General features: G+C 65.6%; 25 protein-coding genes. 13 read left to right on the top strand and 12 right to left on the bottom strand.

What is annotated here, in order from left to right; genetic code table 11:
- The first annotated feature begins 3 nt into the window (after positions 1 to 3).
- The gene (locus ACSQ27_RS23325; RefSeq protein ID WP_436157882.1) at positions 4 to 147 is read left to right on the top strand and encodes a hypothetical protein; all 144 of its coding nucleotides are present in this window, start codon (positions 4 to 6) and stop codon (positions 145 to 147) included.
- Here the strand turns inward: ACSQ27_RS23325 and ACSQ27_RS23320 are convergent.
- The 8 genes from ACSQ27_RS23320 to ACSQ27_RS23285 form a co-directional block, all read right to left on the bottom strand.
- The gene (locus tag ACSQ27_RS23320; protein ID WP_436157881.1) at positions 144 to 1169 is read right to left on the bottom strand and encodes a cupin-like domain-containing protein; all 1026 of its coding nucleotides are present in this window, start codon (positions 1167 to 1169) and stop codon (positions 144 to 146) included. The two genes, ACSQ27_RS23325 and ACSQ27_RS23320, sit on opposite strands and share 4 nt — an antisense overlap.
- A 57-nt stretch (positions 1170 to 1226) precedes the next feature.
- Entirely contained in the window at positions 1227 to 2585 is a 1359-nt protein-coding gene (locus ACSQ27_RS23315) for a TolC family outer membrane protein (protein ID WP_436157880.1), read from the bottom strand.
- 48 nt (positions 2586 to 2633) lie between these two features.
- Entirely contained in the window at positions 2634 to 2990 is a 357-nt protein-coding gene (locus ACSQ27_RS23310) for a rhodanese-like domain-containing protein (RefSeq protein ID WP_436157879.1), read from the bottom strand.
- 23 nt (positions 2991 to 3013) lie between these two features.
- Complete coding sequence (locus tag ACSQ27_RS23305; protein ID WP_436157878.1) at positions 3014 to 3697, bottom strand: protein-L-isoaspartate O-methyltransferase family protein; 684 nt, start codon at positions 3695 to 3697, stop codon at positions 3014 to 3016.
- A gap of 74 nt (positions 3698 to 3771) precedes the next feature.
- Complete coding sequence (locus ACSQ27_RS23300; protein ID WP_436157877.1) at positions 3772 to 7020, bottom strand: efflux RND transporter permease subunit; 3249 nt, start codon at positions 7018 to 7020, stop codon at positions 3772 to 3774.
- A gap of 12 nt (positions 7021 to 7032) precedes the next feature.
- Positions 7033 to 8244 carry an efflux RND transporter periplasmic adaptor subunit gene (locus tag ACSQ27_RS23295; RefSeq protein WP_436157876.1) on the bottom strand — a complete coding sequence of 404 codons (1212 nt, stop codon included), beginning with the start codon at positions 8242 to 8244 and terminating at the stop codon, positions 7033 to 7035.
- On the bottom strand, positions 8241 to 8939 hold the full coding sequence (locus ACSQ27_RS23290) for a TetR/AcrR family transcriptional regulator (protein ID WP_436157875.1): 699 nt from the start codon (positions 8937 to 8939) through the stop codon (positions 8241 to 8243). The genes ACSQ27_RS23295 and ACSQ27_RS23290 overlap by 4 nt, the downstream gene beginning before the upstream one ends.
- A 196-nt stretch (positions 8940 to 9135) precedes the next feature.
- Complete coding sequence (locus tag ACSQ27_RS23285) at positions 9136 to 10332, bottom strand: acyl-CoA dehydrogenase (RefSeq protein ID WP_436157874.1); 1197 nt, start codon at positions 10330 to 10332, stop codon at positions 9136 to 9138.
- Between the two features lie 148 nt (positions 10333 to 10480).
- Between ACSQ27_RS23285 and ACSQ27_RS23280 the strand changes: the two genes are divergently transcribed.
- The 3 genes from ACSQ27_RS23280 (at position 10481) to msrA (ending at position 12434) form a co-directional block, all read left to right on the top strand.
- Complete coding sequence (locus ACSQ27_RS23280; RefSeq protein WP_436157873.1) at positions 10481 to 11377, top strand: LysR family transcriptional regulator; 897 nt, start codon at positions 10481 to 10483, stop codon at positions 11375 to 11377.
- A 131-nt stretch (positions 11378 to 11508) separates the two neighbouring features.
- On the top strand, positions 11509 to 11787 hold the full coding sequence (locus ACSQ27_RS23275) for a hypothetical protein (protein WP_436157872.1): 279 nt from the start codon (positions 11509 to 11511) through the stop codon (positions 11785 to 11787).
- Between the two features lie 104 nt (positions 11788 to 11891).
- On the top strand, positions 11892 to 12434 hold the full coding sequence (gene msrA, locus ACSQ27_RS23270; RefSeq protein WP_436157871.1) for a peptide-methionine (S)-S-oxide reductase MsrA: 543 nt from the start codon (positions 11892 to 11894) through the stop codon (positions 12432 to 12434).
- An 8-nt stretch (positions 12435 to 12442) separates the two neighbouring features.
- Here the strand turns inward: msrA and ACSQ27_RS23265 are convergent, their stop codons facing one another.
- The 4 genes from ACSQ27_RS23265 to ACSQ27_RS23250 form a co-directional block, all read right to left on the bottom strand.
- Positions 12443 to 12955, bottom strand: coding sequence for an SRPBCC family protein (locus ACSQ27_RS23265; protein ID WP_436157870.1), 513 nt, complete (start codon positions 12953 to 12955; stop codon positions 12443 to 12445).
- A complete protein-coding gene (locus ACSQ27_RS23260; RefSeq protein WP_436157869.1) occupies positions 12942 to 13313 on the bottom strand; it encodes an ArsR/SmtB family transcription factor in 372 nt (123 codons plus the stop codon). The genes ACSQ27_RS23265 and ACSQ27_RS23260 overlap by 14 nt, the downstream gene beginning before the upstream one ends.
- An 86-nt stretch (positions 13314 to 13399) precedes the next feature.
- Positions 13400 to 14371, bottom strand: a complete 972-nt coding sequence (locus ACSQ27_RS23255) for a succinylglutamate desuccinylase (RefSeq protein ID WP_436157868.1) — start codon at positions 14369 to 14371, stop codon at positions 13400 to 13402.
- Between the two features lie 185 nt (positions 14372 to 14556).
- Positions 14557 to 15147: a TetR family transcriptional regulator gene (locus ACSQ27_RS23250; RefSeq protein WP_436157867.1), complete on the bottom strand. Its 591-nt coding sequence runs from the start codon at positions 15145 to 15147 to the stop codon at positions 14557 to 14559.
- A gap of 99 nt (positions 15148 to 15246) precedes the next feature.
- On the opposite strand from ACSQ27_RS23250, the gene ACSQ27_RS23245 reads away from it, so the two are divergent.
- From ACSQ27_RS23245 to ACSQ27_RS23205, 9 genes are all read left to right on the top strand, one after another.
- The gene (locus ACSQ27_RS23245; RefSeq protein ID WP_436157866.1) at positions 15247 to 16428 is read left to right on the top strand and encodes an FAD-dependent oxidoreductase; all 1182 of its coding nucleotides are present in this window, start codon (positions 15247 to 15249) and stop codon (positions 16426 to 16428) included.
- 98 nt (positions 16429 to 16526) lie between these two features.
- A complete protein-coding gene (locus tag ACSQ27_RS23240; protein ID WP_436157865.1) occupies positions 16527 to 16796 on the top strand; it encodes a hypothetical protein in 270 nt (89 codons plus the stop codon).
- 105 nt (positions 16797 to 16901) lie between these two features.
- Complete coding sequence (locus ACSQ27_RS23235; RefSeq protein ID WP_436157864.1) at positions 16902 to 17408, top strand: Fur family transcriptional regulator; 507 nt, start codon at positions 16902 to 16904, stop codon at positions 17406 to 17408.
- The gene (locus ACSQ27_RS23230) at positions 17405 to 18064 is read left to right on the top strand and encodes an ABC transporter ATP-binding protein (RefSeq protein ID WP_436157863.1); all 660 of its coding nucleotides are present in this window, start codon (positions 17405 to 17407) and stop codon (positions 18062 to 18064) included. Before ACSQ27_RS23235 ends, ACSQ27_RS23230 begins: the two co-directional genes overlap by 4 nt.
- On the top strand, positions 18061 to 19263 hold the full coding sequence (locus tag ACSQ27_RS23225) for an ABC transporter permease (RefSeq protein WP_436157862.1): 1203 nt from the start codon (positions 18061 to 18063) through the stop codon (positions 19261 to 19263). Before ACSQ27_RS23230 ends, ACSQ27_RS23225 begins: the two co-directional genes overlap by 4 nt.
- Before the next feature lie 62 nt (positions 19264 to 19325).
- Entirely contained in the window at positions 19326 to 19553 is a 228-nt protein-coding gene (locus tag ACSQ27_RS23220; RefSeq protein ID WP_436157931.1) for a hypothetical protein, read from the top strand.
- A gap of 52 nt (positions 19554 to 19605) precedes the next feature.
- Complete coding sequence (locus ACSQ27_RS23215; protein WP_436157861.1) at positions 19606 to 20175, top strand: DUF3299 domain-containing protein; 570 nt, start codon at positions 19606 to 19608, stop codon at positions 20173 to 20175.
- Positions 20156 to 20593, top strand: coding sequence for a hypothetical protein (locus ACSQ27_RS23210; RefSeq protein WP_436157860.1), 438 nt, complete (start codon positions 20156 to 20158; stop codon positions 20591 to 20593). Before ACSQ27_RS23215 ends, ACSQ27_RS23210 begins: the two co-directional genes overlap by 20 nt.
- Before the next feature lie 82 nt (positions 20594 to 20675).
- Entirely contained in the window at positions 20676 to 22766 is a 2091-nt protein-coding gene (locus tag ACSQ27_RS23205) for a TonB-dependent receptor (RefSeq protein WP_436157859.1), read from the top strand.
- The last annotated feature ends 45 nt before the right edge of the window (positions 22767 to 22811 follow it).

Below are 22811 nucleotides of genomic sequence, written 5' to 3'. Positions count from 1 at the left end.
GCCATGCCCGAAAACTTCCAGGACTCCGAAAATTTCCCGGAAGGCGACCCGAAGAAACGCCGTGTTCCGGTCTGGTTCTGGATGCTGCTTTTTATGGCGGCCTGCCTGGCCGGCTTCGGCGCCTACGTGATCGCGACGCTACCCTAGCTCCGCTTGGGCAGTACCTGATGACAGGTGCAATTGCCCCACGCGTACATACGAAGGTGATGCGCCCAGTCGCGCAGCGTGGCCCAGGCGCCGCCGGTGGCGACTTCGTAAGGCGTGAGGCCGAACATGCCAAGGCTGATGGAGGGCTCCACCGACACCACCGAATGCCAGGTTCGCCTGGGGATGAACAGGGCATCGCCGGCTTCAACGCGGGCATGGTAGCCGTGGGCTTTTTCGAAGGACGCGAGTTCGCGGACCTGTTCGGGCAGGCGCGAGACGTTGATGTCGCTGAGCGTGGCGCCCCAGTCGTACTTGGCGGCGGGGCACATGTGCTGGCGCTGGTCGGGCGAGAAAAGGATGAACTCCTTGACGCCCTGGAGCTGCACAAACCAGTTGTGCGGGAAATCGTTGTGCAGGCCGGTCACGGTATTGGCCGGGCCCATGAACACGTATTCCCAGGTCATGCGGCCGGGCCACAGGCTCTTGATGAGCAGGTCGCGGCGCAGCTCGGGGTATTTCTCGAGGATGTCCCACTGCGCCAGGTACAGGGTCGTCGGTTTGAACGACTGCATGTGGGCCCAGTTCAGGTGAAAGCGCTCGCCGGGTTTGTAGCCGTCCCGCACCGGCTTGGGCAGCAGGCCGGCCATGGGGTCCGGCGCGCGCTGCGCCGCCTTGCCGAGTTCCCGCAGGTAGGGCGCGACCGGGAGAAAGGGGCGGCCCTTGGTCACGCCCTGTTCGACCAGGCCGTCGGTGAACTTGACCGGCACCTCGGCGCCCTTGCCGGCACAGACGTCGGCGAGGAATTCAAACGACCATTTTTTCCAGGCCGGCCAGTGGTGGATGCCGCCCTTGACCAGCACGGGTTTGTCGAACGGCTGCGTGCGGCCCGCGCGCTTGAGTTCTTCCCAGGTGGTTTCCTCGATCAGCTCGAAGCTGGGGCCTTTTAGAGCGTGCACCGGCGCATCGGTCACGCGTTCGGCCTCTATCGGCAGGGGCAGGGGATTGTGTGCGGGCATCAACATGGAAATTCTGGCCGGCGGACCGGCCTTTGTTGGAGTGTTGTGAAGCGGGCAGCGAATTCAGGGGGCGAGCAGCGCGTTGATCTTGAGCAGGTCTTCGGGCGTCAGCGTGCCGTTGGCTTGGCGCAGTCTCAGGTCGCCCAGCAGCACGTCGTAACGCGCCCTGGCCAGGTCGCGCTTGGTCTGGAACAGCTGGCTTTGTGAATTGAGCACGTCGATGTTGATGCGCACGCCGACCTGGTAGCCCAGCTTGTTGGCGTCCAGCGCGCTCTGGCTGGACAGCTCGGCCGCCTCCAGCGCCTTGACCTGGCCCTGGCCTGACTGCACGCCGAAGTAGGCGGTGCGTGTGGCCTGGGCCACGGTGCGCCGCGCGCCTTCGAGGTCGCTTTTGGCCTTGTCGCGCAGCGACAGGGTTTCGCGCACGCGGTTTTGCGTGGCGAAGCCCGCGAAGAGCGGCACGTTGAGCACCACGCCGACGGTGGTGGTGTTGGTGCGGAAGGCAAAGGGCGGGATGGTGGTCGCCGTGCCCGAGGGGTTGCGCGTGACGTTGTAGCTGGCCTGCGCGTCCAGCGTGGGCTTGTGGCCGGCCTCGGCCTTGTTCACTTCAAGCTCGGCGATCTCGACATTGCTTTGCGCCTGGCGGATGCTGGGGTGCACCAGCTCGGATTGCTCGACCCAGGTGTTGACGTCGGCGGGCGTGATGACCGGCAGTCCGACGGGGGTGGCCAGGGGCTTGGGCTGGGTTTCGGTTTTGCCGACCAGGGTGTCCAGCGCCAGTTTTTTGACGCGCAGGTCGTTCTCGGCCGCGATCTCCTGGGCAACCACCAGGTCGTAGCGGGCCTGCGCTTCACGCGTGTCGGTGATGGTGGAGGTGCCGACCTCGAAGTTGCGCTTGGCCGATGCCAGCTGCTCGGCCACCGCGGCTTTCTGGGCGCGCACAAAGGTCAGGGTGTCCTGCGCGGCCAGCACGTCGAAGTAAGCCTGGCTGGTGCGCACGATCAGGTCCTGGTCGGCGCCCTGCAGCTGCGCCTGGGCCAGTTCCACCTGCCGGGAGGCCTGCTGGTAGGTGGCCCAATTGGCCGGGCGGTACAGCGGCTGGGACAGGTTGAGCGCGGCGTTCTGGGTGTTGAAGCTGCGGTCTATCGCCGGGGTGGTGTTTTCAAACGAGGTGCGCGACACGCCGGCCGAAATGCCCGCCGTCGGCAGGATGCCGGCCTTGGCCTGGTCGGCCCTGGCGAGGTTGGCGTCGTATTGCAGCTTGGCCGACTGGTAGGAGGCGTCGAAGGCGCGGGCCGACTCATACAACTCGACGAGACTCTGAGCGTGCGCCAGGGGCGCCATGGCCAGCAGTGCCACGGCGGCCGCAATCGACAAGGGCAACATCGCCGGGCGGGCCGGCGGTTTCTTGGGCGTGGTCATAAAGGTCCTGAAGAGATGGAGGGATCGGCGGATAAAAAACGGCTGGATTCAGTAAAGCGGCACGGAACGGTCCACCTGCTGCGACCAGGCATTGATGCCGCCCTGCAGGTTGACCACTTCGGTGAAGCCGCTTTGCATCAGATAGTTGGCCACCTGCAGGCTGCGCATGCCGTGGTGGCACAGGCAGGCGATCGGCTGGCCGGCGCCGGCCTCTTGCAGCTCGGCCAGGCGCTGCGGGATCTCGCGCATCGGGATGTGGACCAGCCTGAAGCCGTCTTCCTTGACCGAGGCCGTCTGCAGCTCCCAGGGCTCGCGCACGTCGAGCACCACGGGCAGGGTGGGCGCGCCGGCGCCGGCGTTGTCGCGCCAGGCGCTGAAATCGGCGGGGTTGAGCTGGGGAATCATGGACGGTGCTTTCGGGCGTTGTGTCAGAAGCTGAAGGCCGAGGGCTCGGGGAAGTTCAGCAGGCGCGGTGCGACGGTATCCCAGGCCTGGGTGGTGCGCCAGGCGTCTTCGGCCACGCGCGTGACCAGGGTGGCGCGCATCACGGGCTCGAAACCGACGATGGCGCTCAGGCGCCCGCCGACCTTGAGCAGGGACAGCAGCGAGGCCGGCACCTCGGCGACGGAGCCGCTCAGCACGATCACGTCGAAGGGGCCGCGCAGCGGATCGTTGCCGGCAACAGCCTGCGCCAGCTTGGCGGCGCCGTCACCGGTGCGCACTTCGGCGTTGTAGACGCCGGCGCGCTGCAGGTTGTCGCGCGCAGTTTGCGCCAGCACGGGGTCGATTTCGAGTGTGATCACCTGCTGCGCGCGGTGCGCCAGCAGGGCCGCCATGTAGCCGGAACCGGCGCCGATCTCGAGGACTTTTTCGTGCTTCTGCACGGCCAGCTCCTGCAGGATGCGGGCTTCGACCTTGGGCGCCAGCATGCACTGGCCCGGTCCGGCGCCCAGCGGGATTTCCATGTCGACAAAGGCCAGCGCCTTGTGGACCGCCGGCACAAAGTCTTCGCGCTTGACCACGGCGAGCAGGGAGAGGACCTGGTTGTCCAGCACTTCCCAGGGGCGGATTTGCTGTTCAATCATGTTGAATCGGGCTTGTTCGTAGTTCATGGCGGACCTGTGGTTTGGCGAAATGGAGGGGGAAAGAGGGACGGAACGGGTGTTCACGAGATAAACCTTTGATTTTAGCGGCCGGCCATGACAGGTGCGGGAGGGGCGGGCGGTGTTTCAGAAGGGTCGGCAACCCGGGTTTTCGGGCCGAACTTGCGCTTGAACCACTGGCCCAGGTCGTCCAGATAGCAGTAGGTCACGGGCACCACCACCAGGGTCAGCAGCGAGGAGGTGATCACGCCGCCGATGACGGCCTGGCCCATGGGGGCGCGCTGCTCCGAACCCTCGGTCAGGGCGAAGGCCAGCGGCACCATGCCGAAGATCATGGCCAGCGTGGTCATCAGGATGGGGCGCAGCCGCACTTTGGCGGCATGCAGCAGGGCTTCGCCGCGTTCCATGCCGGGCACGCGATGGCCGTCCACGTCGAGCCGGTCGGCGCGCATGCGGATGGCGAAATCGACCAGCAGGATGGCGTTCTTGGTGACCAGGCCCATCAGCATCACCACGCCGATGATGGAGAACATCGACAGCGTGGAGCGGAACAGCAGCAGCGCCAGCACCACGCCGATCAGGGTCAGCGGCAGCGAGGTCATCAGCGCCATGGGCTGCAGAAAGCTCTTGAACTGGCTGGCCAGGATCATGTAGATGAACAGGATGGCCATCACCAGCGCGGACACCGCGTAGCCGAAGGACTCGGCCATGTTTTTGGTGGAGCCGCTGAACTGGTAGCGGTAGCCGGGCGGGAAGCTGAAGTTGTCGAGCACCGCCTTGATGTCGCCGGAGACCTCGCCGGCCGAGCGGTTGTAGACGTTGGCGTTGATGGCGACCTCGCGCGCCATGTCGCGCCGGTTGATCTGGTTGGGCCCGGTGGTCTCCTTCACGGTCGCCACCTGGTTGAGGCGCACGATGCGCGAGGAGCCGTCTGCATTGCTGCCCATGGCGCTGCTCATGAAGGGCAGGCGCTCCAGGTCCTGCGGGGCGGTGCGGGCGCCGGGCGCCAGGCGCACGTTGACGTCGTAGGTCTGGTCGTCGGGCGCGCGCCAGTTGCCGACGGTCTGCCCCGCCACCAGGGTGCGCAGGGAGGCGGCGATCTGCGAGACCGACAGGCCCAGGTCGGAGGCGGCGTCGCGCCGCACGTCGACCTCGATCACCGGCTTGTCGGCCTTGACGCTGGAGTCCAGGTCGACCAGGCCGGGGATGCCCCGGATCTTGTCGTTGATGGCGCGGGTGAGGCGCTCCAGCTCTTTCAGGTCGGGGCCCTGCAGGGAAAACTCCACCTGCTTGTTGCCGCCCACCGCGTCGAGCAGGCCGACGTGCGTCACCGTAATGCCGGGCACCTGCTTGAGCCGTTCGCGCAGCACGCCCGACATCTCGTCGACGCTGCGCGTGCGCGCCTTGCGATCCACCAGGCGCACATAGACGCTGGCGTACATCTTGCCCTGGGCGTTGCCGGTGTTGAGGGTGGCCAGCGTGAACTTCACCTCCGGGAACTCGCGCACGATGGCCTCGACCTGGCGCGCCTTGGCCTCGGTGTTCTCCAGCGAGGAGCCGACCGGCGTGTAGAAATTCAGCGAGGTTTCCGAGAAGTCGGCCTTGGGCACGAACTCGGTGCCCAGCAGCGGCACCATGAAGATGCTGGTCACAAAAATCGCCACGGCCATCACCAGCGTGGCCAGCTTGTGGCCCAGCGACCAGCGCAGGATGCCCTGGTAGCTGTCGCTCAGGGATTCGGTGGCGCGGTCGAACCAGCCGGTCACGCGGCCTATGGTCTTGTCGTAGAAGGTGACGGGTGCGCCGCGCTTTCCATGGGCTTCGATAGCCGGGTCGTGCCAGATGCTGGAGAGCATGGGGTCCAGCGTGAAGCTCACGAACATCGAGATCAGCACCGCCGCCACGATGGTCACGCCGAACTCGTGGAAGAACTTGCCGATGATGCCGCCCATAAAGCCTATGGGCAGGAACACGGCCACGATGGAGAAGGTGGTGGCCAGCACGGCCAGGCCGATTTCCTGGGTGCCGTCCATCGAGGCGCGGTAGGGGTCCTTGCCCATCTGGACGTGGCGCACGATGTTCTCGCGCACCACGATGGCGTCGTCGATCAAAAGGCCCACGCACAGCGACAGCGCCATCAGCGTGATCATGTTGATGGTGAAGCCGAACAGGTTCATGAACAAAAAGGTGCCGATGATGGAGATCGGCAGCGTCAGCCCGGTGATCACGGTGGAGCGCCAGGAGTTCAGGAACAGGAAGACGATGAGCACCGTCAGCAGCGCGCCTTCGATCAGCGTGCGGCGCACGTTCTCGACCGCCACGCGTATCGGGCGCGAGCCGTCGCCTATGAGTTGCAGCCGCGCGCCGGGAGGCAGCAGCGGCTGCAGTTCGGCCACGGCCTTGTTCAGGCCGTCGACCACGGCAATGGTGTTTTCGTCCTGGGCTTTTTGCACCGTCAGCAGCAGGGTGCGCTGGCCGTTGTAAAGCGCCAGGCTGTCGAGTTCCTGCGCGCCGTCGGCGATGCGGGCCACCTGGTCGACGGTGACGGCCGTGGCCGTGCCGCCGGCCGCGCCCTTGCGCGCCACGATGATCTTGCCGAAGTCTTCGGGCCGCTTCATGCGCGCGTCGATCTTGACGACGCGCTCCTGCTGCAGCGAACGGATGGCGCCCACCGGCAGGTCCTGGTTTTCGTTGCGCACGGCGTTGACCACCTGGTCGGCCGTGATGCCCAGCGACTCCATGGCCTGCGGGTTCAGGTAGACGTTGATCTCGCGCTTGGTGCCGCCCACCAGCGTGACCGAGCCGGCGCCGCGCACGTTTTCCAGGCGTTTTTTCAGCACCTGGTCGGCCCAGTTGGTCAGCTCCACCGCATCCATGGCCTTGCCGCTGCCTGCCTGGGGCAAGACGGCCACCGACCAGATGGCGCGGCTGGCCGGGTCGAAGCGCAGCACGCGCGGCTCTTTCACCTCGTCGCGGAAGTTGGGCCTGATGGCCGAGATTTTTTCGCGCACGTCCTCGGCGGCGCGGCGCCCGTCAACGTAGAGCTGGAACTCCATGATGACAACGGACTGGCCTTCGTAGCTGCGTGAGGTCAGCGCATTGATGCCGGCGATGGAGTTGACGCCTTCCTCGATCTTCTTGGTGACTTCGCTCTCGACGATTTCAGGTGATGCGCCGGGGTATTCGGCGGTGATCACGACCACCGGGAAGTCGATGTTGGGGAACTGGTCGACCTGCATGCGCTGGTAGGAGAACAGGCCCAGCACCACGATGGCCAGCATGACCATGGTGGCGAACACGGGATTCTTGAGGCTGACCTGCGTGAACCACATGCGCGTGAAACCTCAGGGCGCCGGTTTGGCGGGCGTGCTGGCGGGAGGCTGCGCGGAGCCGGCCGCGGACAGCTGCGTGAAGCGCACCTTGGTGCCTTCGCGCAGCGCGCCTATCTCGCCGCGAACGATGAGCGCGCCTTCCTCCAGGCCCTTCACCGCCACCACGGCATCGCCGCCGGCGGTGCCGCGCGCGCCGAGCTCGACGGGCTTGTGCACCACCACGCTGTTTTCAATGGCCTGGACGTAGGGCGCGGGTTTGTCGGTGCGCACGGCGCTGACCGGCACCGACAGCAGCGAGGCGCGCGCCGTGCCCAGCGTGCCCTGGGCGAACAGGCCCTGGCGCAGGGGCGGGGCGCTGGTTTCGCCGGTAGTCCCGGTCACGCCGGGGTTGTCCATGCTGAGGTAGGCCAGCACGCTGCGGCTGCCGGCCTGCGCGCTGGGGTTGATGCGCGCGACCACGGCCGTCACGGGCTGGCGGCTGCCTTCAATCTGCAACTGGGCGCTCTGGCCCACGCGGACCTCCATGGAGTCGGTGGCGCTCAGCGTGGCCTCGAGCTCGAGCCGGCTCAGGTCCACGATCTCCACGATTTTGGTGTCAATGCCGACGCGTTCGCCGGGCTGCGCCAGGCGCTGCGACACCTGGCCGGAAATCGGTGCCTTCAGCACGGTGTCGTCCAGCGATTTGGCGGCCACGTCGGTGGCGGCCAGCGCGGCCTTGTAGGTGGATTGCGCGGCGTTGAGGTTGGCCAGCGAGGTGTCCAGCGCGGTCTTGGAAATAAAGCCCTGGTCCACCAGCGCCTTGTTGTTGTCGTACTGGCGCTGCACCACGTCGACCTGGGCCTTGGCGGACTCGGCCTGCTCGCGGGCCTGGCGCACGCGCGACCGGTATTCGGCGGCGTCGATGCGCGCGATCACCTGGCCGGCCTTGACCACGTCGCCCTCGCGCACGGCCAGCCCCTGCAGTTCGCCGGCGACCCTGGCCTTGATGACGGCGGAGTTGACGGCCTTGAGCGAGCCGGAGACCGGCAGGCCCTGCACGACTTCGCGCAGCTGGGCCTTGACCACGTCGGTGCCTGCCAGTTCCACTTGGCCCATGTCCTTGGCCGCGCTGCCGGCGGCCAGCGCCTGCTGCTGGGCCTTGCGCGCGGCCAGCGCGCGCAGCACGCCGCCCGCGATGAGCAGCACGATGAGCCCGGCGATCGCCCACTTGACCCAGCGCTTCATGCCGCGGCCTTCCTGGGGGCCCGGACGGCGGCGCCGGCCGGTGCGGAGATGCCGTTCAGGATGGTTTCCACCTGGAAGGCGATGTATTTCTGGGCGTCCAGTTCCCTGTCGTTGCTGACGCACACGCCGGCGGAGTGCCGGGACAGGATCAGGAAAATCATGGGCGCGATCACGAGGTAGACCGCGTAGTCCAGGTCCATGGGCCGGAACTCGCCGCGGTCCATGCCCCGCTGCAGGATGCTGCGGATCAGCGCCTGGCCCGGCATGACGACTTCCTGCTGGTAGAAGGCCGCGATGTCGGGGAAGTTCTTGGCCTCGCTCATCATCAGCTTGGTCAGGCCCGAGGCGCGCGTCAGGCCTACCCGTTCCCACCAGCTGTTCATGCAGTAGGCCAGCAATTCGGGGGTGGTGCCTTCAAAGACGTCCAGTTCGGCGCGCCATTCGGTGAAGCGGCCCGAGATGTTTTCGCGCACCACGGCCTTGAACAGTTCTTCCTTGCTCTGGAAGTAGAGGAAAAGCGTGCCCTTGGAGACGCCGGCGCGGGCGGCGACTTCCTCGGCGCGGGTCGCGGCAAAGCCTTTTTCGACAAAAAGGTCGAGCGCGGCGTCGAGCAGTTCGCCCGGGCGTGCTTCCTTGCGGCGCTCACGTTTGGCGGCGACGGCGGTGTTGTCGCTGAAGAGTTTGGTAAGTGACATAGTTACTGACTGACTGGTTAGTAATATATCTGCTTACTTTCCGACCGTCAACCCAAAACCGCCTAGGCTACACGGGGGCGGCAGGGTGCCCACGGCCGGGAACGTAAACCCGCGGTAAAGCCGGGCGCAGGTTCACGCAGGCGGAGGCATCCGGCTGCCGGTGGCAGCCCCGCCTGGTGACTAAACGAAGCTCTTCTTAATAGAAGGCCTGCAGGCCGGTCTGCGCGCGCCCCAGGATCAGGGCATGCACGTCGTGCGTGCCTTCATAGGTGTTGACGGTTTCCAGGTTGATCATGTGGCGGATCACGTGGTATTCGTCATGGATGCCGTTGCCGCCGTGCATGTCGCGCGCCATGCGGGCGATGTCCAGCGACTTGCCGCAGCTGTTGCGCTTGATCAGCGAGATCATTTCCGGCACGGCCTTGTCCTCGTCCATCAGCCGGCCCACGCGCAGGCAGGCCTGCAGTCCCAGCGTGATCTCGGTCTGCATGTCGGCGAGTTTTTTCTGGATCAGCTGGTTCTGCGCCAGTGGGCGGCCGAACTGCTGGCGGTCCAGGGTGTACTGGCGCGCGCGGAACCAGCAGTCTTCGGCCGCGCCCAAAGCGCCCCAGGCGATGCCGTAGCGGGCCTTGTTGAGGCAGCCGAAGGGGCCTTTGAGGCCGCTCACATTGGGCAGCAGGTTGGCTTCGGGCACAAACACGTCGTCCATCACGATCTCCCCGGTGATGGAGGCGCGCAAGCTCATCTTGCCTTCGATCTTGGGGGCGCTGAGGCCCTTCATGCCTTTTTCGAGCACAAAGCCGCGGATGCTTTCCTGGCCGCCGACCTTGCCGTCGGGATCTTCCAGCTTGGCCCAGACGACGAAGACGTCGGCGATGGGGCTGTTGGTGATCCACATCTTGGAGCCCTTGAGGATGAAACCGCCGTCGACAGGCTTGGCGCGCGTCAGCATGCTGGCCGGGTCGGAGCCGTGATTGGGCTCGGTCAGGCCGAAGCAGCCCACCCATTCGCCGGTGGCCAGCTTGGGCAGGTATTTCTGTTTTTGCGCTTCGCTGCCGTAGGCGTTGATGGGGTGCATGACCAGCGAGCTTTGCACGCTGATGGCGCTGCGGTAGCCGCTGTCCACACGCTCGACTTCACGCGCCACCAGGCCGTAGCTCACGTAGTTGAGGCCGGCGCAGCCGTAGCCTTCAATCGTGGAGCCCAGGAAACCCATGGCGCCCGCCTCATTCATGATCTCGCGGTCGAACTTCTCGTGGCGCGCCGCCATCAGCACGCGCGGCTGCAGCTTTTCCTGGCAAAAGGCGTGGGCCGCGTCGGCGATGGCGCGCTCATCGTCGCTGAGCTGCTCCATGAAGAAAAACGGGTCCTGCCAGTTGAAGGTGGTTTTCATGGTCTGTGTCTCCGGAAAGAGGGGAAGGGGGCTTGATTTGCAGTGTAGGGGCGCGGCCTGGGGCGCCGGCGGCCATGGGTGATTGTTTGACAAGCATGAATAGTTGTCTAATATCAATTATTGATTCAACGATATAAAAAACATATTCATGGAATTCCGCCACCTCCGCTATTTCCTGGTCCTGGCCGAAGAGCTGCACTTCGGCCGTGCGGCGCGGCGCCTGTCGATCTCCCAGCCGCCGCTGTCGCTGAACATCCAGCAACTGGAGGCCTCCATAGGCGCGAAGCTGTTCACGCGCAGCAGCAAGTCCGTGCAGCTGACGGCCGCCGGCCAGGCCTTTGTGCCGGCAGCGCGCGCCCTGCTGGACCAGGCCGCGCAGGCGGCCGGCCATGCGCGCGACGTGGGCCAGGGCATGGCCGGCAGCCTGGCCATCGGTTTCTCGGGCACCATGCTGTACAGCGGCCTGCCTCATATCCTGGAGCGCTTCCAGGCCGAACACCCGTTGCTGCGGCTGACGCTGAAAGAGCTCAGTTCCAGCGAACAACTGATAGAACTCGCTCACGACCGGCTGGACCTGGGTTTTGTGCACACCACGCGTGTGCCGCCCGAGCTGTCGCAAATCCTGGTGTCCAGCCAGGCTTTCATTTGCTGCCTGCCTGCCGGCCATGCGCTGGCCCGCAAGCGCTCGCTGTCGCTTTCGGCCTTGCAGGGTGAGCCCTTTGCCGTGGTGTCGCGCGCGGTCTCGCCCGACTACCACGAGCGCATCCTGGCGATCTGCACCGAAGCCGGCTTTTACCCCGAGATGCGTTATGAACTGCGGCATTGGCTCAGTGTGGTCTCGCTGGTGTCGCAAGGCATGGGCGTGGCGCTGGTGCCGGCCGCGTTGAGGCAGTCGGCCATGGCGGGCGCGGCCTTTGTGCCGCTGGATGCCAGCACCACGCCCTACGACACACATTGCCTGTGGAAGACGGCGCGCGGCGGCCATGCGGCGCTGTCGGCGTTTGTGCAGGCGGTGCGCGCGATGGCGCCGGCGGTAAAGGCCTGAAGATCGCCGGCCCGCCCTCCGGCGAAAGACCTTGGGGAAAGTATGTCCGCCCGCTGGGGGCCTAAAGCTGCGACCATGGGGCAGTTCATAGTCTTCAGGAGAACGGCATCAACCCGTATATCTGGTGTGTGGTGGGTGCTCTTTTCGGTGGCGCCGCCTGCCTGCTCGCAGGCACCCGCGAAAAAATCCTCATCCTCGAAAACCTCGGTGTCGGCGTGTTCGGCGCCTACATCGGCGGCGACTTCGTGGCCTCCATCCTCAGCCACGGCAAGACCAACGACACGGTGTTCAGCATGGGCTCGCTAGGCCTGGCCGTAGCCGGCGCCATTGCCGCGCTGGCCTTGCTGCGGCTGATGCGCCGCGCCGTCGGCCCCATGCACCGCACCAAGGGCGCGCGCCGCCGCGATTGAGCCCCTGCCTCGCAAGGGCAAGCGGGCTGGTCATGGCATGCGCACCGCCCGCAGCGTAAGATTTCCGCTCATTTCACGACCAACGGTTTTCAGCGGAGATTGCCATGTCCTCATCCCTTCAAACCATCACCCTGGGCGGGGGCTGCTTCTGGTGCACCGAGGCGGTCTACGTCAAGGTGCGCGGCGTGACCGACGTTGAATCCGGCTACAGCAACGGCCAGGCCGCGCGGCCCAGCTATGAAGAAGTCTGCACCGGCCGCACCGGCAGCAACGAGGTGGTCAAGCTCACCTACGATCCGGCTGACATCACGCTGAAGGAAATCCTCGAGATCTTTTTTGTGATCCACGACCCGACCAGCCTGAACCGCCAGGGTAACGATGCCGGAACGCAGTATCGCAGCGGAATCTATTACTCAACGCCCGAGCAAAAAGCGGTGATTGACGATTTCATCCGCGAAGTCAGCCAGGACAAAACCTTCGGCAAGCCCATCGTCACGGAAGTACTGCCGCTTGAAAATTACTGGCCGGCCGAGGCCTACCACCAGGATTACTTCGAGAACAACCCCAACCAGGGTTATTGCGCCTTTGTGGTCGGCCCCAAGGTCGAGAAATTCCGCAAGACCTTTGCCTCGCGCGTGAAGGACTGAGCCGGGCGCTAGCCGCCCAGGTGCGCCGCCAGCTGGTCAAAGGTCCCGCCGTAGCCCTGGGCCATGGACGGATGCAAGTCCTCGAAATACCGGCGTTCGGCGGCGCTCTCGCCGAAGGGCCGGGCGCGCAATGACACGATGGTGCTGCCATCGCGCTCCGTGAAGCTCACAGAGTTTTCGATTTCAAGCGGGCAGTCTTCGCTGAAAGGCGCGCGCGCCATGCCGCAGTTTTCATTCGAGAACGAGTTGAGCCAGACCAGGCGTTCCTGCGGGGCGATTTCGCGGTAGTTGAAGCGCCCCCACATCGTGGGCGCATTCGGGAACTTCATGGCGTAGTGGAAAAAGCCGCCCGGCCTGAACTCAAAACGAAAGACCTCGATGGCACAGCCCTTGGGGCCCCACCAGTGGCCGAGCTGGGCGGCGTCGCTCCAGGCTTGCCAGACGCGTTCGCGCGGCGCCTTGAACACGCGGTCAATCAGGAAGGCCGGGTTGCCGGCTGTCTTGTCATCATTTGGCGGCATTTTTCTTTCCTTTCGATGGAGTGGAGGGTGTGGCGGCTGACGATTGCAAAAACGCATCGAGCCGCTCGAAGCTGTCTTCCCAGACATGGCGGTACAGCGCCATCCAGTTCGCGACTTCCTGCAGCGGGGCGGCTTCCAGGCGGCAGGGCCGGGTCTGCGCCGCGCGCCCGCGTGAAATCAGGCCCGCGCGTTCCAGCACTTTCAGGTGCTTGGAGATGGAAGGCTGGCTCATGTCAAAGGGGGCGGCCAGTTCATTGACCGTGGCCTCACCGGCGGCAAGCCGCGCGACGATGGCGCGGCGGGTCGGGTCGGCGAGGGCGGCGAAGGCCTTGTTCAGGGTGTCGGCGGAGGGTGTCATGTTCCTGATTGGTTATATAGCTGTTTGGCTATATTAAGGCGATGGCGTGGCGCTGTCAACCCGGCGCTCAGGGGCCGGTCCGGCGTTTACGCCCGCCGTTGTGCGAAGTAAAACCACTCCTGGCCGACTTCGCCGCGCGGGTTGGGAAACACCACAAAGCCGTCGGCCGGTGCGGTGATGGCCTCGCCGCCGTGCCGTGTGCCTATGGCCTCGCCGGCCTTGACCGCGTCAAAGCTGTGCCACTCGCGGGTGAAGCTGTCGCCCGCATGCTCGCGGTCTATCACGTCGACCAGGCGCAGGATTTCGCGTTCCATGGGGACCGGCGCGGCGGGCTGCGCGATCAGGCCCAGCAAGCCCAGCGTCTGCAGGATCGCGTAACGCGCCACCTGAACCGCCTGCGGGTCCTCATGCTGGCCGCATTCCAGCGTCACGCCGTAGCCGCCGCGCGAACGCATGTACTCGGTCGTGCCCACGCCGTAATTCGGGTCGGTCACCAGGCTTTGGGCGCGGCCGCCGCCGCTCGCTTCGGCCAAAGCCGTGCGCCGCTTCACGCCGCGCGCATAGGTTTCCAGCCAGCCTTCGACGATGCGGTGCGGCCCGGTGTGCAGCGCCAGCTGCATTTCCTCGGGCGCGTGGGTGAAGGGTTCCAGCGCGCCCTGGTTGTTCTGCGGGCCGATCATGACGAAGGGCGCGCCGCCCGTGTGGAAGGAATGCAGATCCAGCAGCACGTCGTGCGCATCGAGCAGCGGACACAGCACGTTGGCGATGCGGTCTTCAAAATCCTGCGGAATCGCGCTGGGCGCCATGTTGCGGTTCAGGTTGCGCTCGCCCATGCGCTGCTTGAGGCGGTAGGCCAGCGGGTTGGTCACCGGCACAAAGGTCACGGTGCCGCGTTCGATGCTGAGCGCGCCGCCGTCAATTTCTTCAAGCAACTGCGTGATGGCCCGTGTGCCGCAGGTCTCGTTGCCGTGCACGGCGCCGGTGACCAGCAGGCGCGGGCCGGGGGCCAGGCCGTGGTAGGTGTGGGCGCGCAGATGGGTGGGGTGTTTGGGGGACATGGTATTTACCGTGAGATGAGTATGAGGGGCGGATCTTCCGGGCTGGTGCCGGGCCATGCTACGTTCATGTGACGTTATAGCGCAGGGCCGGATTGCTGCGGCAGATCAATGGCCGGATACCCGTGCTGGAACCTGAGGGATTTTTCCCTTCCACAGCGTGGACGCCCGGCGGCTGTCAACTGGATTCAGTTGTCGTCCCACTTGTCGTACAGATAAGCCTGGACGGTGACGCCCACGTGGCGCACGATGTCCGCGCGCTTTAGCCCGACCACCGGCTGCAACTTGAGCACATAGCGGCACAAGGCCAGCCCCAGTATTTGCGAGGCGATCAGCCCTGCGCGCCCGGCGGCTGCCGCGCGTGGCTCGCCGCTGAGCTTGGCAATCAAAGGGGCCATCTGGGTGGCAAAGATCTCCTGCAGGCGCGCGGCAGCCGCCTCGTTGGTGACACCCGTACGCAACAGGGCCATCAGGGTTTCGTCGTCTTCCCAGCGATTCAGGAAATGTTCCACCAGCGCGGCGCCCACGTCTTTGCGCGGCATATCGCTCAGGTCGGGCAGGCGCAAATCGAACTCGGCGGCAGCTGCAAACAACTTCTCTTTGTTGCCGAAATAGCGCATGACCATGGCAGGGTCGATCCCGGCTGCCGTCGCAATGGCGCGGATGGTTGCCGCCTGGTAACCACTGGCGGCGAATTGCTCTCGCGCGGCCGCCAGGATGGCGGACTTGGTGGCGTCGGAGCGGCGGGGAGGGGATGGAATGGGGGATGTTTCGGTCATGTCAACAAGTATAGGTCAACAGTTGTTGACTTTTTTGGCAACGTTAATTATTATTGCCAACGGTTGTTGACCAACACTTGTTGACTTTTTGGAGTAATCATGACTTTTCCCTCGAGCAATCTCAATTTCCCCGCCTCATCCACGGGCTTCGACACAGACGTCCTGATCGTTGGTGCCGGTCCCACCGGCCTTACGCTGGCTACTTCGTTGCTGGCACGTGGCGTGCGCGCCTGCGTTATCGACCGGCAGGCTGAAGGTGCCAATACCTCGCGCGCGGCAGTCGTTCACGCCCGCACGCTGGAAGTGCTGGAGCCATTGGGCGTCACCCAGCGGCTGGTCGCGCGCGGCTTGCAGGCCCGGCGATTCACCATCCGCGACCGCGACCGGGTGCTTATGCCCATCGGTTTCGATCAGTTGCCCACGCAGTACCCGTACACGTTGATGGTCTCGCAAGCTGTCACCGAGAGTGTGTTGCTGCAGCGCCTGGTGGAGTTGGGAGGGCGCGTACTGCGTCCGCGTACATTGGCCGCGCTTGCGCAGGATGCGTCAGGTGCGACGGCTACCTTGGACGACGGCAGCTGCATACGCGCGCGCTTTGTGGTCGGCGCCGACGGCATGCACAGTGCTGTGCGCGAGAGTGCCGGCATCGCCTTCAACGGCGGCAGCTACGGTGAATCGTTTGTGCTGGCCGACGTGCGCCTGAGCGGGGGCGTTCCGACCGACGAAGTGATCCTGTACTTCTCGCCTGCCGGCATGGTGGTGTTGGCCCCTCTGCCCGACGGCGTGCATCGCGTGGTGGCCACTGTCAGCGATGCCCCGGAGCAAGCCGATGCTGCCTACGTGCAGGCGCTCCTGGATGCACGCGGGCCGCAGCGCCAACGCGCCGTGGTGCAAGAAGTGGTGTGGGGTTCCCGCTTCCGCGTGCACCATCGCGTGGCTGAAAACTACCGCGCCGGCCGTATCCTGCTGGCAGGCGATGCTGCCCATGTGCACAGCCCGGCCGGTGGCCAGGGCATGAATGCCGGCATTCTCGATGCAATCAGCCTCGCTGGTGCGCTGGAGGAGGCACTGGCCGGCAGTACGACTTCACTTGACGCCTACGCCGCGGAGCGGCAACCCGTGGCCCGCCAGATCGTCGCCCTGGCCGATCGCCTGACCCGGCTGGCCACGGTTCGGCCCGCACTGCGTGCGCTGCGCAATCTCGCGATGTCGATGATGTCACGCCTGCCGCAAATACGCAGGCGTATGGCGTGGCAGCTGTCGGGTTTGATTTACCGCTGATGAGGTGTTTCATGCATGCAGGCCGAAAGCAGGCACTTTCGGCGATGCCTATGATGAGGGTGTTCGTACACTTGAACATGTCATGTTACGGAGGCATCATGGACGCTGACCTTGAAGGCTTGTCGCGTGAACAGCTCATCGCGGAAGTGAAGAAGCTGCGGCAAGGCATTCGCGAACATCGCGACAGCACCGGGCACGAGTTGTGCTGGCACCATCCCGCGCTATGGTCGCTGCTGCCGGAGAAGTCGGACCCGCTTCCTGTGGTGCCCGAGTGGCCGCAGTTTTTGCAGGGCTGCCTGCGCTATCGCCAGTCGCTCGACGAACAGCTGCCGCAGGCTCCCCGGAGTCACAAGCCTTACCGGGATTGACTTTACAAAGCCGGGCTGGAAACAGGCGCAATTGCGGTAATAATGCAACTCGATTGCGTTAATTGAAAATCCGCAGCTTTCCCCGTTGCGCCCAACTTTTCTCCCATGACTGACCGCCCGGCCGACCCGATAGACACGCTGCTCTCCGCCCACGGCCTGCGCCGCACGGCGGCCGCGCGGCTGGTGCTGGGTTGGCTGCTGGCGCACCCGGACACCAGCTACACCCATGCGCAATTGCGGGCGGCGCTGGCTGGCGATGCCGAATCGGTGCTGGACCGTGTCACGCTGTATCGCTTGATCGACCGGCTCACGCAGGTGGGTTTGCTGCTGTGCCGGGTGGATGCCAACCGCGTGCGGCGCTACCAGGCCATGCCCAGCAGCGTGCATGCCATTCCGCACTTTGAATGCCAGACCTGTCACCGTGACAGCCCGCTGGCGGGCGCGCTGTCCGGCAAGCGTTCGGGTGCGTTGAAGGCCAGCGCGAAAGACCTGGAGCGCGCCGCGCAGACCGCGCTGGAAGCCTTGAAGGCACTGGGCTACCAGGGCATGAGCATGGACTTTGCGGTGCGCGGCGTGTGCGCGGACTGCGCGACCGGCGCGGCTTCCTCATGATCAGCACGCGCCAGCTTGTTTACCGTTACGCAGGCGGTGGCCCCGAACTGCGCTTCGAGGACCTGGAAGTGGCCCAGGGCGGCGTGCTGCTGCTGCGCGGCGCTTCGGGCTCGGGCAAGTCGACCTGGTTGGCGCTGGCCGCCGGTTTGCTGGCGCCGGCCGAAGGCGACATCATGGTCGCGGGCCAAGCCATGAAGGCGCTGGGCAAGGCCGCCGGCGATGCCTGGCGCGCCGCCACCGTCGGCTTTCTGCCGCAGAAATTGCATTTGAGCGCGGCGCTTACGGTGCATGGCAACTTGGCCATGGCGCAGTGGGCGGCGGGCCGGTCGGCCGACGAAAGCCGCATCAGCGAGGCGCTGGCCGCGCTTGACGTACAGGCGCTGGCGCAGCGCAAGCCGGCGCAGCTCTCGGGCGGCCAGGCGCAGCGCGTGGCGCTGGCGCGCGCGGTATTGCTCAAGCCGCAGGTGATCCTGGCGGACGAGCCCACGGCCAGCCTGGACGACGAGGCCGCGGCGGCTTCGCTGGACTTGCTGCGGGCCACGGCGCGGCAGCAGGGCGCGACGCTGGTGATCGCCACGCACGATGCGCGCGTGGCGGAATTTTTCAGGGACGAAAAAGGCCTCCAGGCCTTGCAGCTGGGGCGTCGGCAGCCATGAAGACCATTGCTTTCGCCTGGCGCTACCTGTGGTCGCGTCCGCTGGCCGCGGCGCTCAACCTGCTGCTGCTCACGCTGGGGCTGGCCTCCATCACTTTTTTGCTGCTGGTCGGCCACCAGATCAACCAGGCCTTTGACCGCGACCTGGCGGGCATCGACGTGGTGGTGGGCGCCAAGGGCAGCCCCATGCAGCTGATTCTCTCGGGCGTGTTCCACCTCGACGTGCCGACCGGCAATGTGCCGCTGGCCGCGGTGAAGGAACTCGAAAAGCACCCGCAGGTCGCCAAGGTCATTCCGATCAGCCTGGGCGACAGCTTTCGCGGCTTTCGCATCGTGGGCACCACGCCCGACTACATCAGCCACTACGAGGCGCAACTGGCGCAGGGCACGCTGTGGGTCAAGCCCATGCAGGCGGTGATAGGCGCGCAGGTCGCGCGGCAGACCGGCCTCAAAGTGGGCGACAGCTTCACCGGCACGCACGGACTGGGCGGCGGCGGTGAAGAGCACAAGCTGAGCCCCTATGTCGTCTCGGGCGTGCTGGCGCCCAGCCGCACCGTGCTGGACCGCCTGGTGCTCACCGCCACCGAATCGGTCTGGCAGGTGCACGAGACCGACACCGCGCTGGATGACGACGACCGCAAGGTGCTGGAAGAAGACCGTGAAATCACGCTGGCGCTGATCCAGTACAAAACGCCGCTGGCGGCGGTGACCTTTCCGCGCTACATCAACAGCAGCACCGAGATGCAGGCCGCCGCGCCGGCGCTGGAGATCACGCGCCTGCTCAGCATGGTGGGTGTGGGCACCGACGTGCTGCGCGCGCTGGCCGGCGTGCTGCTGCTCACGGCCGGCCTCAGCGTGTTCATCGCGCTGTGGGGCGCGGTGCGCGAGCGCCGGGCCGACCTGGCGCTGCTGCGCATGCTGGGCGCGCCGCCGGGCAAGGTGGCCGGCCTGCTGCTGTGCGAGGCCCTGTGGCTGGCGCTGCTCGCCACCGTGCTGGGCGTGCTGGCGGGGCAGGGCTTGACGGCGCTGCTGGGCTGGGCGCTGCAGCTCGAAAAATCCGTGTTGATCGGCGCGATGTCGTGGCCGGTCGAACTGGTAAGTGTGCCGGTATTGGCCCTGGGGGTGGCGCTGGCGTCCGCGCTGCTGCCCGCCTGGGAGGCCTACCGGGTCAGTGTGTTTGAACTTCTCCAATCAAGGTAACTTTTATGCCAAGCCTTCGTTTCGCCCAGCAATTCCTCAAGTTCTCGCCCGTCCTGGGCGGCATGGCTGCGCTGGCCCTGAGCGCCGTTTTTTCGCTGGCCCATGCGCAGCACAATGACAAGGAAACCAAGGAAGACATCCAGCGCCACCGCGCCATGGCCGCCGCCCATGAAAACGCGGCCAAATGTCTGGAGTCGGGTAAAAAAGACGAGGTCTGCGAAAAAGAACTGCAGGCCGCTTGCAAAGGACTGGCCGTCGGCAAATACTGCGGCATGAAGCACGTTCACTGAGCCTGGGGCATTATCCAGGCCTGAACCGGCGCCACACCTCCAGGAGTCCCGCATGCATCCCATCCTTCGCCATTGCCTGAGCCGTGCCGCCGCGCTCGCTTGCGGCCTGTCCATCACGGCGGTGGGCCTGCAGGCGCAGACCTTGTCTTCGCCGGTGGCGGGCGGGGCCAAGCCGGCCGCAGCGGCGCCGGGTTTTGACCTGCCGGTGGGCCAGGGTGCGGGCGTGCATGGCGCCAACAGCCCGTTTCCGCCGCTGGCGGCCCGGACCGACGTGGTGCCCTGGTCGGTGCTGACGGCGGTGAAAACCAAAAACGAGAAGAACCGCATCCTGCCGGTCTTCACCCTGGACCAGATGGCGCTGAACCAGAAGACGCAGCGCATCCAGGGTTTCATGATGCCGCTGGACCCGGGCGAAAAGCAAAAACATTTCCTGCTGTCGTCGGTGCCGCTGACCTGCGCCTTCTGCCTGCCCGGCGGGCCGGAGAGCATGGTCGAGGTCAAGACCAAGACGCCGGTGAAATACAGCATGGAGCCGGTCGTGGTGGAGGGACGCTTCCTGGTCCTCAATGACGATTCTTATGGCCTTTACTACCGCATAACGGATGCCACCAGCGTCAAGTGAGCGCCGGGGTCTGAGTCGCCACGGGGGCCTGGTCTGGCTGCTGGTCGCCGCGCTCCTGCTTGCGCAGCTGTTGGGGCTGATGCACGGTGTGGTGCATGGCCCGCAGGCACACATCCATTCGAATTCGAATGTGCATCACGACAGCCATCAGCACCAGCACCAGCAAGAACATTCCGCGCTTGCGCATGCCGAAGAAGAGGGTGACGCCGGCTGGCTGGCCTCGCTGTTTTCCTCGCATGACGGCGATTCGGACTGCCGCCTGTTCGACCAGGCCAGCCATGGCCAGGCGGCGCCCACGTTCCCCATGCTGAGTTTGCCGCTGGTACTTTCCAGTGTGGCTTTTGACATCTCCCGCGGCGAAGCACTCGCCCGCTGGGCGGCGCTGTTCGACGCGCGCGGCCCGCCTTCCACTCGCTGAATTTCCCCCTGCTTGTTGAGCGCCGGCCGCCAGGCCAGGCGCAGCTTTGCTCTTTTTGTTTTTCCCGATTCAGCGAGTCACCATGAAACCACCTTTTATTAGCCACGCGCTCTGCGTCGCGGCAACGCTCTCTTGCGGCCTGGCGAGTGCCCAGACCGCCTCGCTGGCGCCCGCGTCCAGCCTGAAAGAAATCACCGTCACCGGCAACCCGCTCGGTTCCACCGATTTGATCGTGCCCGCGGCGCAGTACTCGGGCACCGGTCTGTTGTTGCGCTCCAAAACCACGCTGGGCGAAACCCTGGACGGCGTGCCCGGCGTGAGCAGCACCTACTTCGGCCCCAATGCCAGCCGCCCCATCATCCGCGGCCTGGACGGCGACCGCATCCGCATCCTGGGCAATGGCGGCGCGACGCTGGATGCTTCCAGCCTGAGCTATGACCACGCGGTGACGGCCGATCCCATCAGCATCGAACGCATCGAGGTGCTGCGCGGCCCCGGCGCCTTGCTCTACGGCGGCAGCGCCGTGGGCGGTGTGGTCAACGTCATCGACAACCGCATCCCGCGCGAGCCGCTGTTCGATGAAAAGGGCAGCGTGGGCGGCAAAGTCGACCTGGGCCTGGCCAGCGGCAACCGCGAAAAAAGCAGCGGTGTGCTGCTCGAAGGCGGCAACAACCGTTATGCCCTGCATGTGGACGTGTTCAACCGGGAAACCGGCGACGTGAAGGTGCCCACGGACCTGGCCTGCGGCAAGGGCGGCATCAATACCATCACCAACCGCATCTGCAACTCTGACAGCAAAGTCCGCGGCGGCGCGGCCGGCGGCTCGGTGTTTTTTGACCACGGCTACCTGGGCGCGTCGGTCAGCACCTACCGCAGCAACTACGGCACGGTGGCGGAAGACGACGTGACGATTGACATGAAGTCGAACCGCGTGGCGCTGGAAGGCGAGGTGCGCGACCTGGGCGGCTTCATCCGCAGCGTGAAGGGCCAGCTGAGCCACACCGACTACCAGCACACCGAGTTCGAAGGCCCGAATCCCGGCACTGTGTTCAAGAACAAGGGCAGCGATGTGCGGCTGGAGGCGCGGCATGCGCGCATCGGCAACCTGGAAGGCCTGGTCGGCTTCCAGGCCGAAAACAACCGCTTCTCGGCCGACGGCGCGGAGGCTTTCGCGCCCTACAGCAAGACGTCGCAGAACGCCGTTTTCGCCTATGAAGAGTACGCCACGGGCTGGGGCAAACTCAGTTTTGGCGGGCGGCTGGAGTCGGTCAAGGTGGAGTCGCTGGGCAACCCGCTGGTGGCGCGTTTTGCGCCGCTGACGCGCGACTTCACGCCGCACAGCTATGCATTGGGCGCTTTGTGGAATGCGGCGCCGGGCTGGCAGCTCACCAGCAACCTGGCCTACACCGAACGCGCGCCCAAGGACTATGAGCTGTTCGCCCAGGGCCCACACGTGGCGACCAAGGCCTGGGAAACCGGCGATCCCACCCTGGGCAAGGAAAAGTCGACCAGCCTGGACCTGGGTGCCAGCTGGAAGTCGGGCGCCAACAGCTTCAGCGCCAACGCCTATGTGCACCGCTTCAAGAACTACATCGGCCTGCTGGCCACGGGCAATAACTACGGCCAGGAAGACGGTGCGCTGAACCCGGCCGACCTGGACGGCGACGGCGTGGACGACGGCAACCCGGACAACAGCCTGCTGCCGGAGTTTGCCTACACTGGTGTGCGCGCGCGCTTCGTGGGCCTGGAAGCGAGCGGCAACATCCGCTTGGTGGAAGGCGCGTCCAGCCTGGACCTGGCTTTGCGCGGGGATGTCGTGCGCGCCACCAACCTCAGCAACGGCCAGCCACTGCCGCGCATCGCGCCGGCACGCCTGGGCGCCAGCCTGGTCTGGGCCAGCGGGCCCTGGGGCAGCAGCATAGGCTTCGACCACTCGACGGCGCAAAACCGCGTGGCCGCCGGCCAGCGTGCGACCTCGGCCTACACCTTGTGGAACCTGGGGGCCACCTACCGCATGAAGGCGGGCGCCAGCAACGTCCTCTGGTACGCCAGGGTGGACAACCTGACCAACCAGTTGGCCTACAGCGCGTCATCGGTGCTGACGACCACGGCTTTTCCCAAGGCGCCGTTGCCGGGGCGCAGCCTGAAAGTGGGTATGCAGCTGGCGTTCTAGGCCGCCACCGGGAGCAGCAGACCAGGGATGGCAAGCTAAGATTGC

Origin of the sequence: Polaromonas sp. LjRoot131 (genome assembly GCF_964252805.1) — a bacterium.
In the GTDB taxonomy this organism is placed as follows: domain Bacteria; phylum Pseudomonadota; class Gammaproteobacteria; order Burkholderiales; family Burkholderiaceae_C; genus Polaromonas.
Note: the sequence above shows the minus strand (reverse complement) of the source record. Positions and strands in the feature narration are given on the sequence as shown.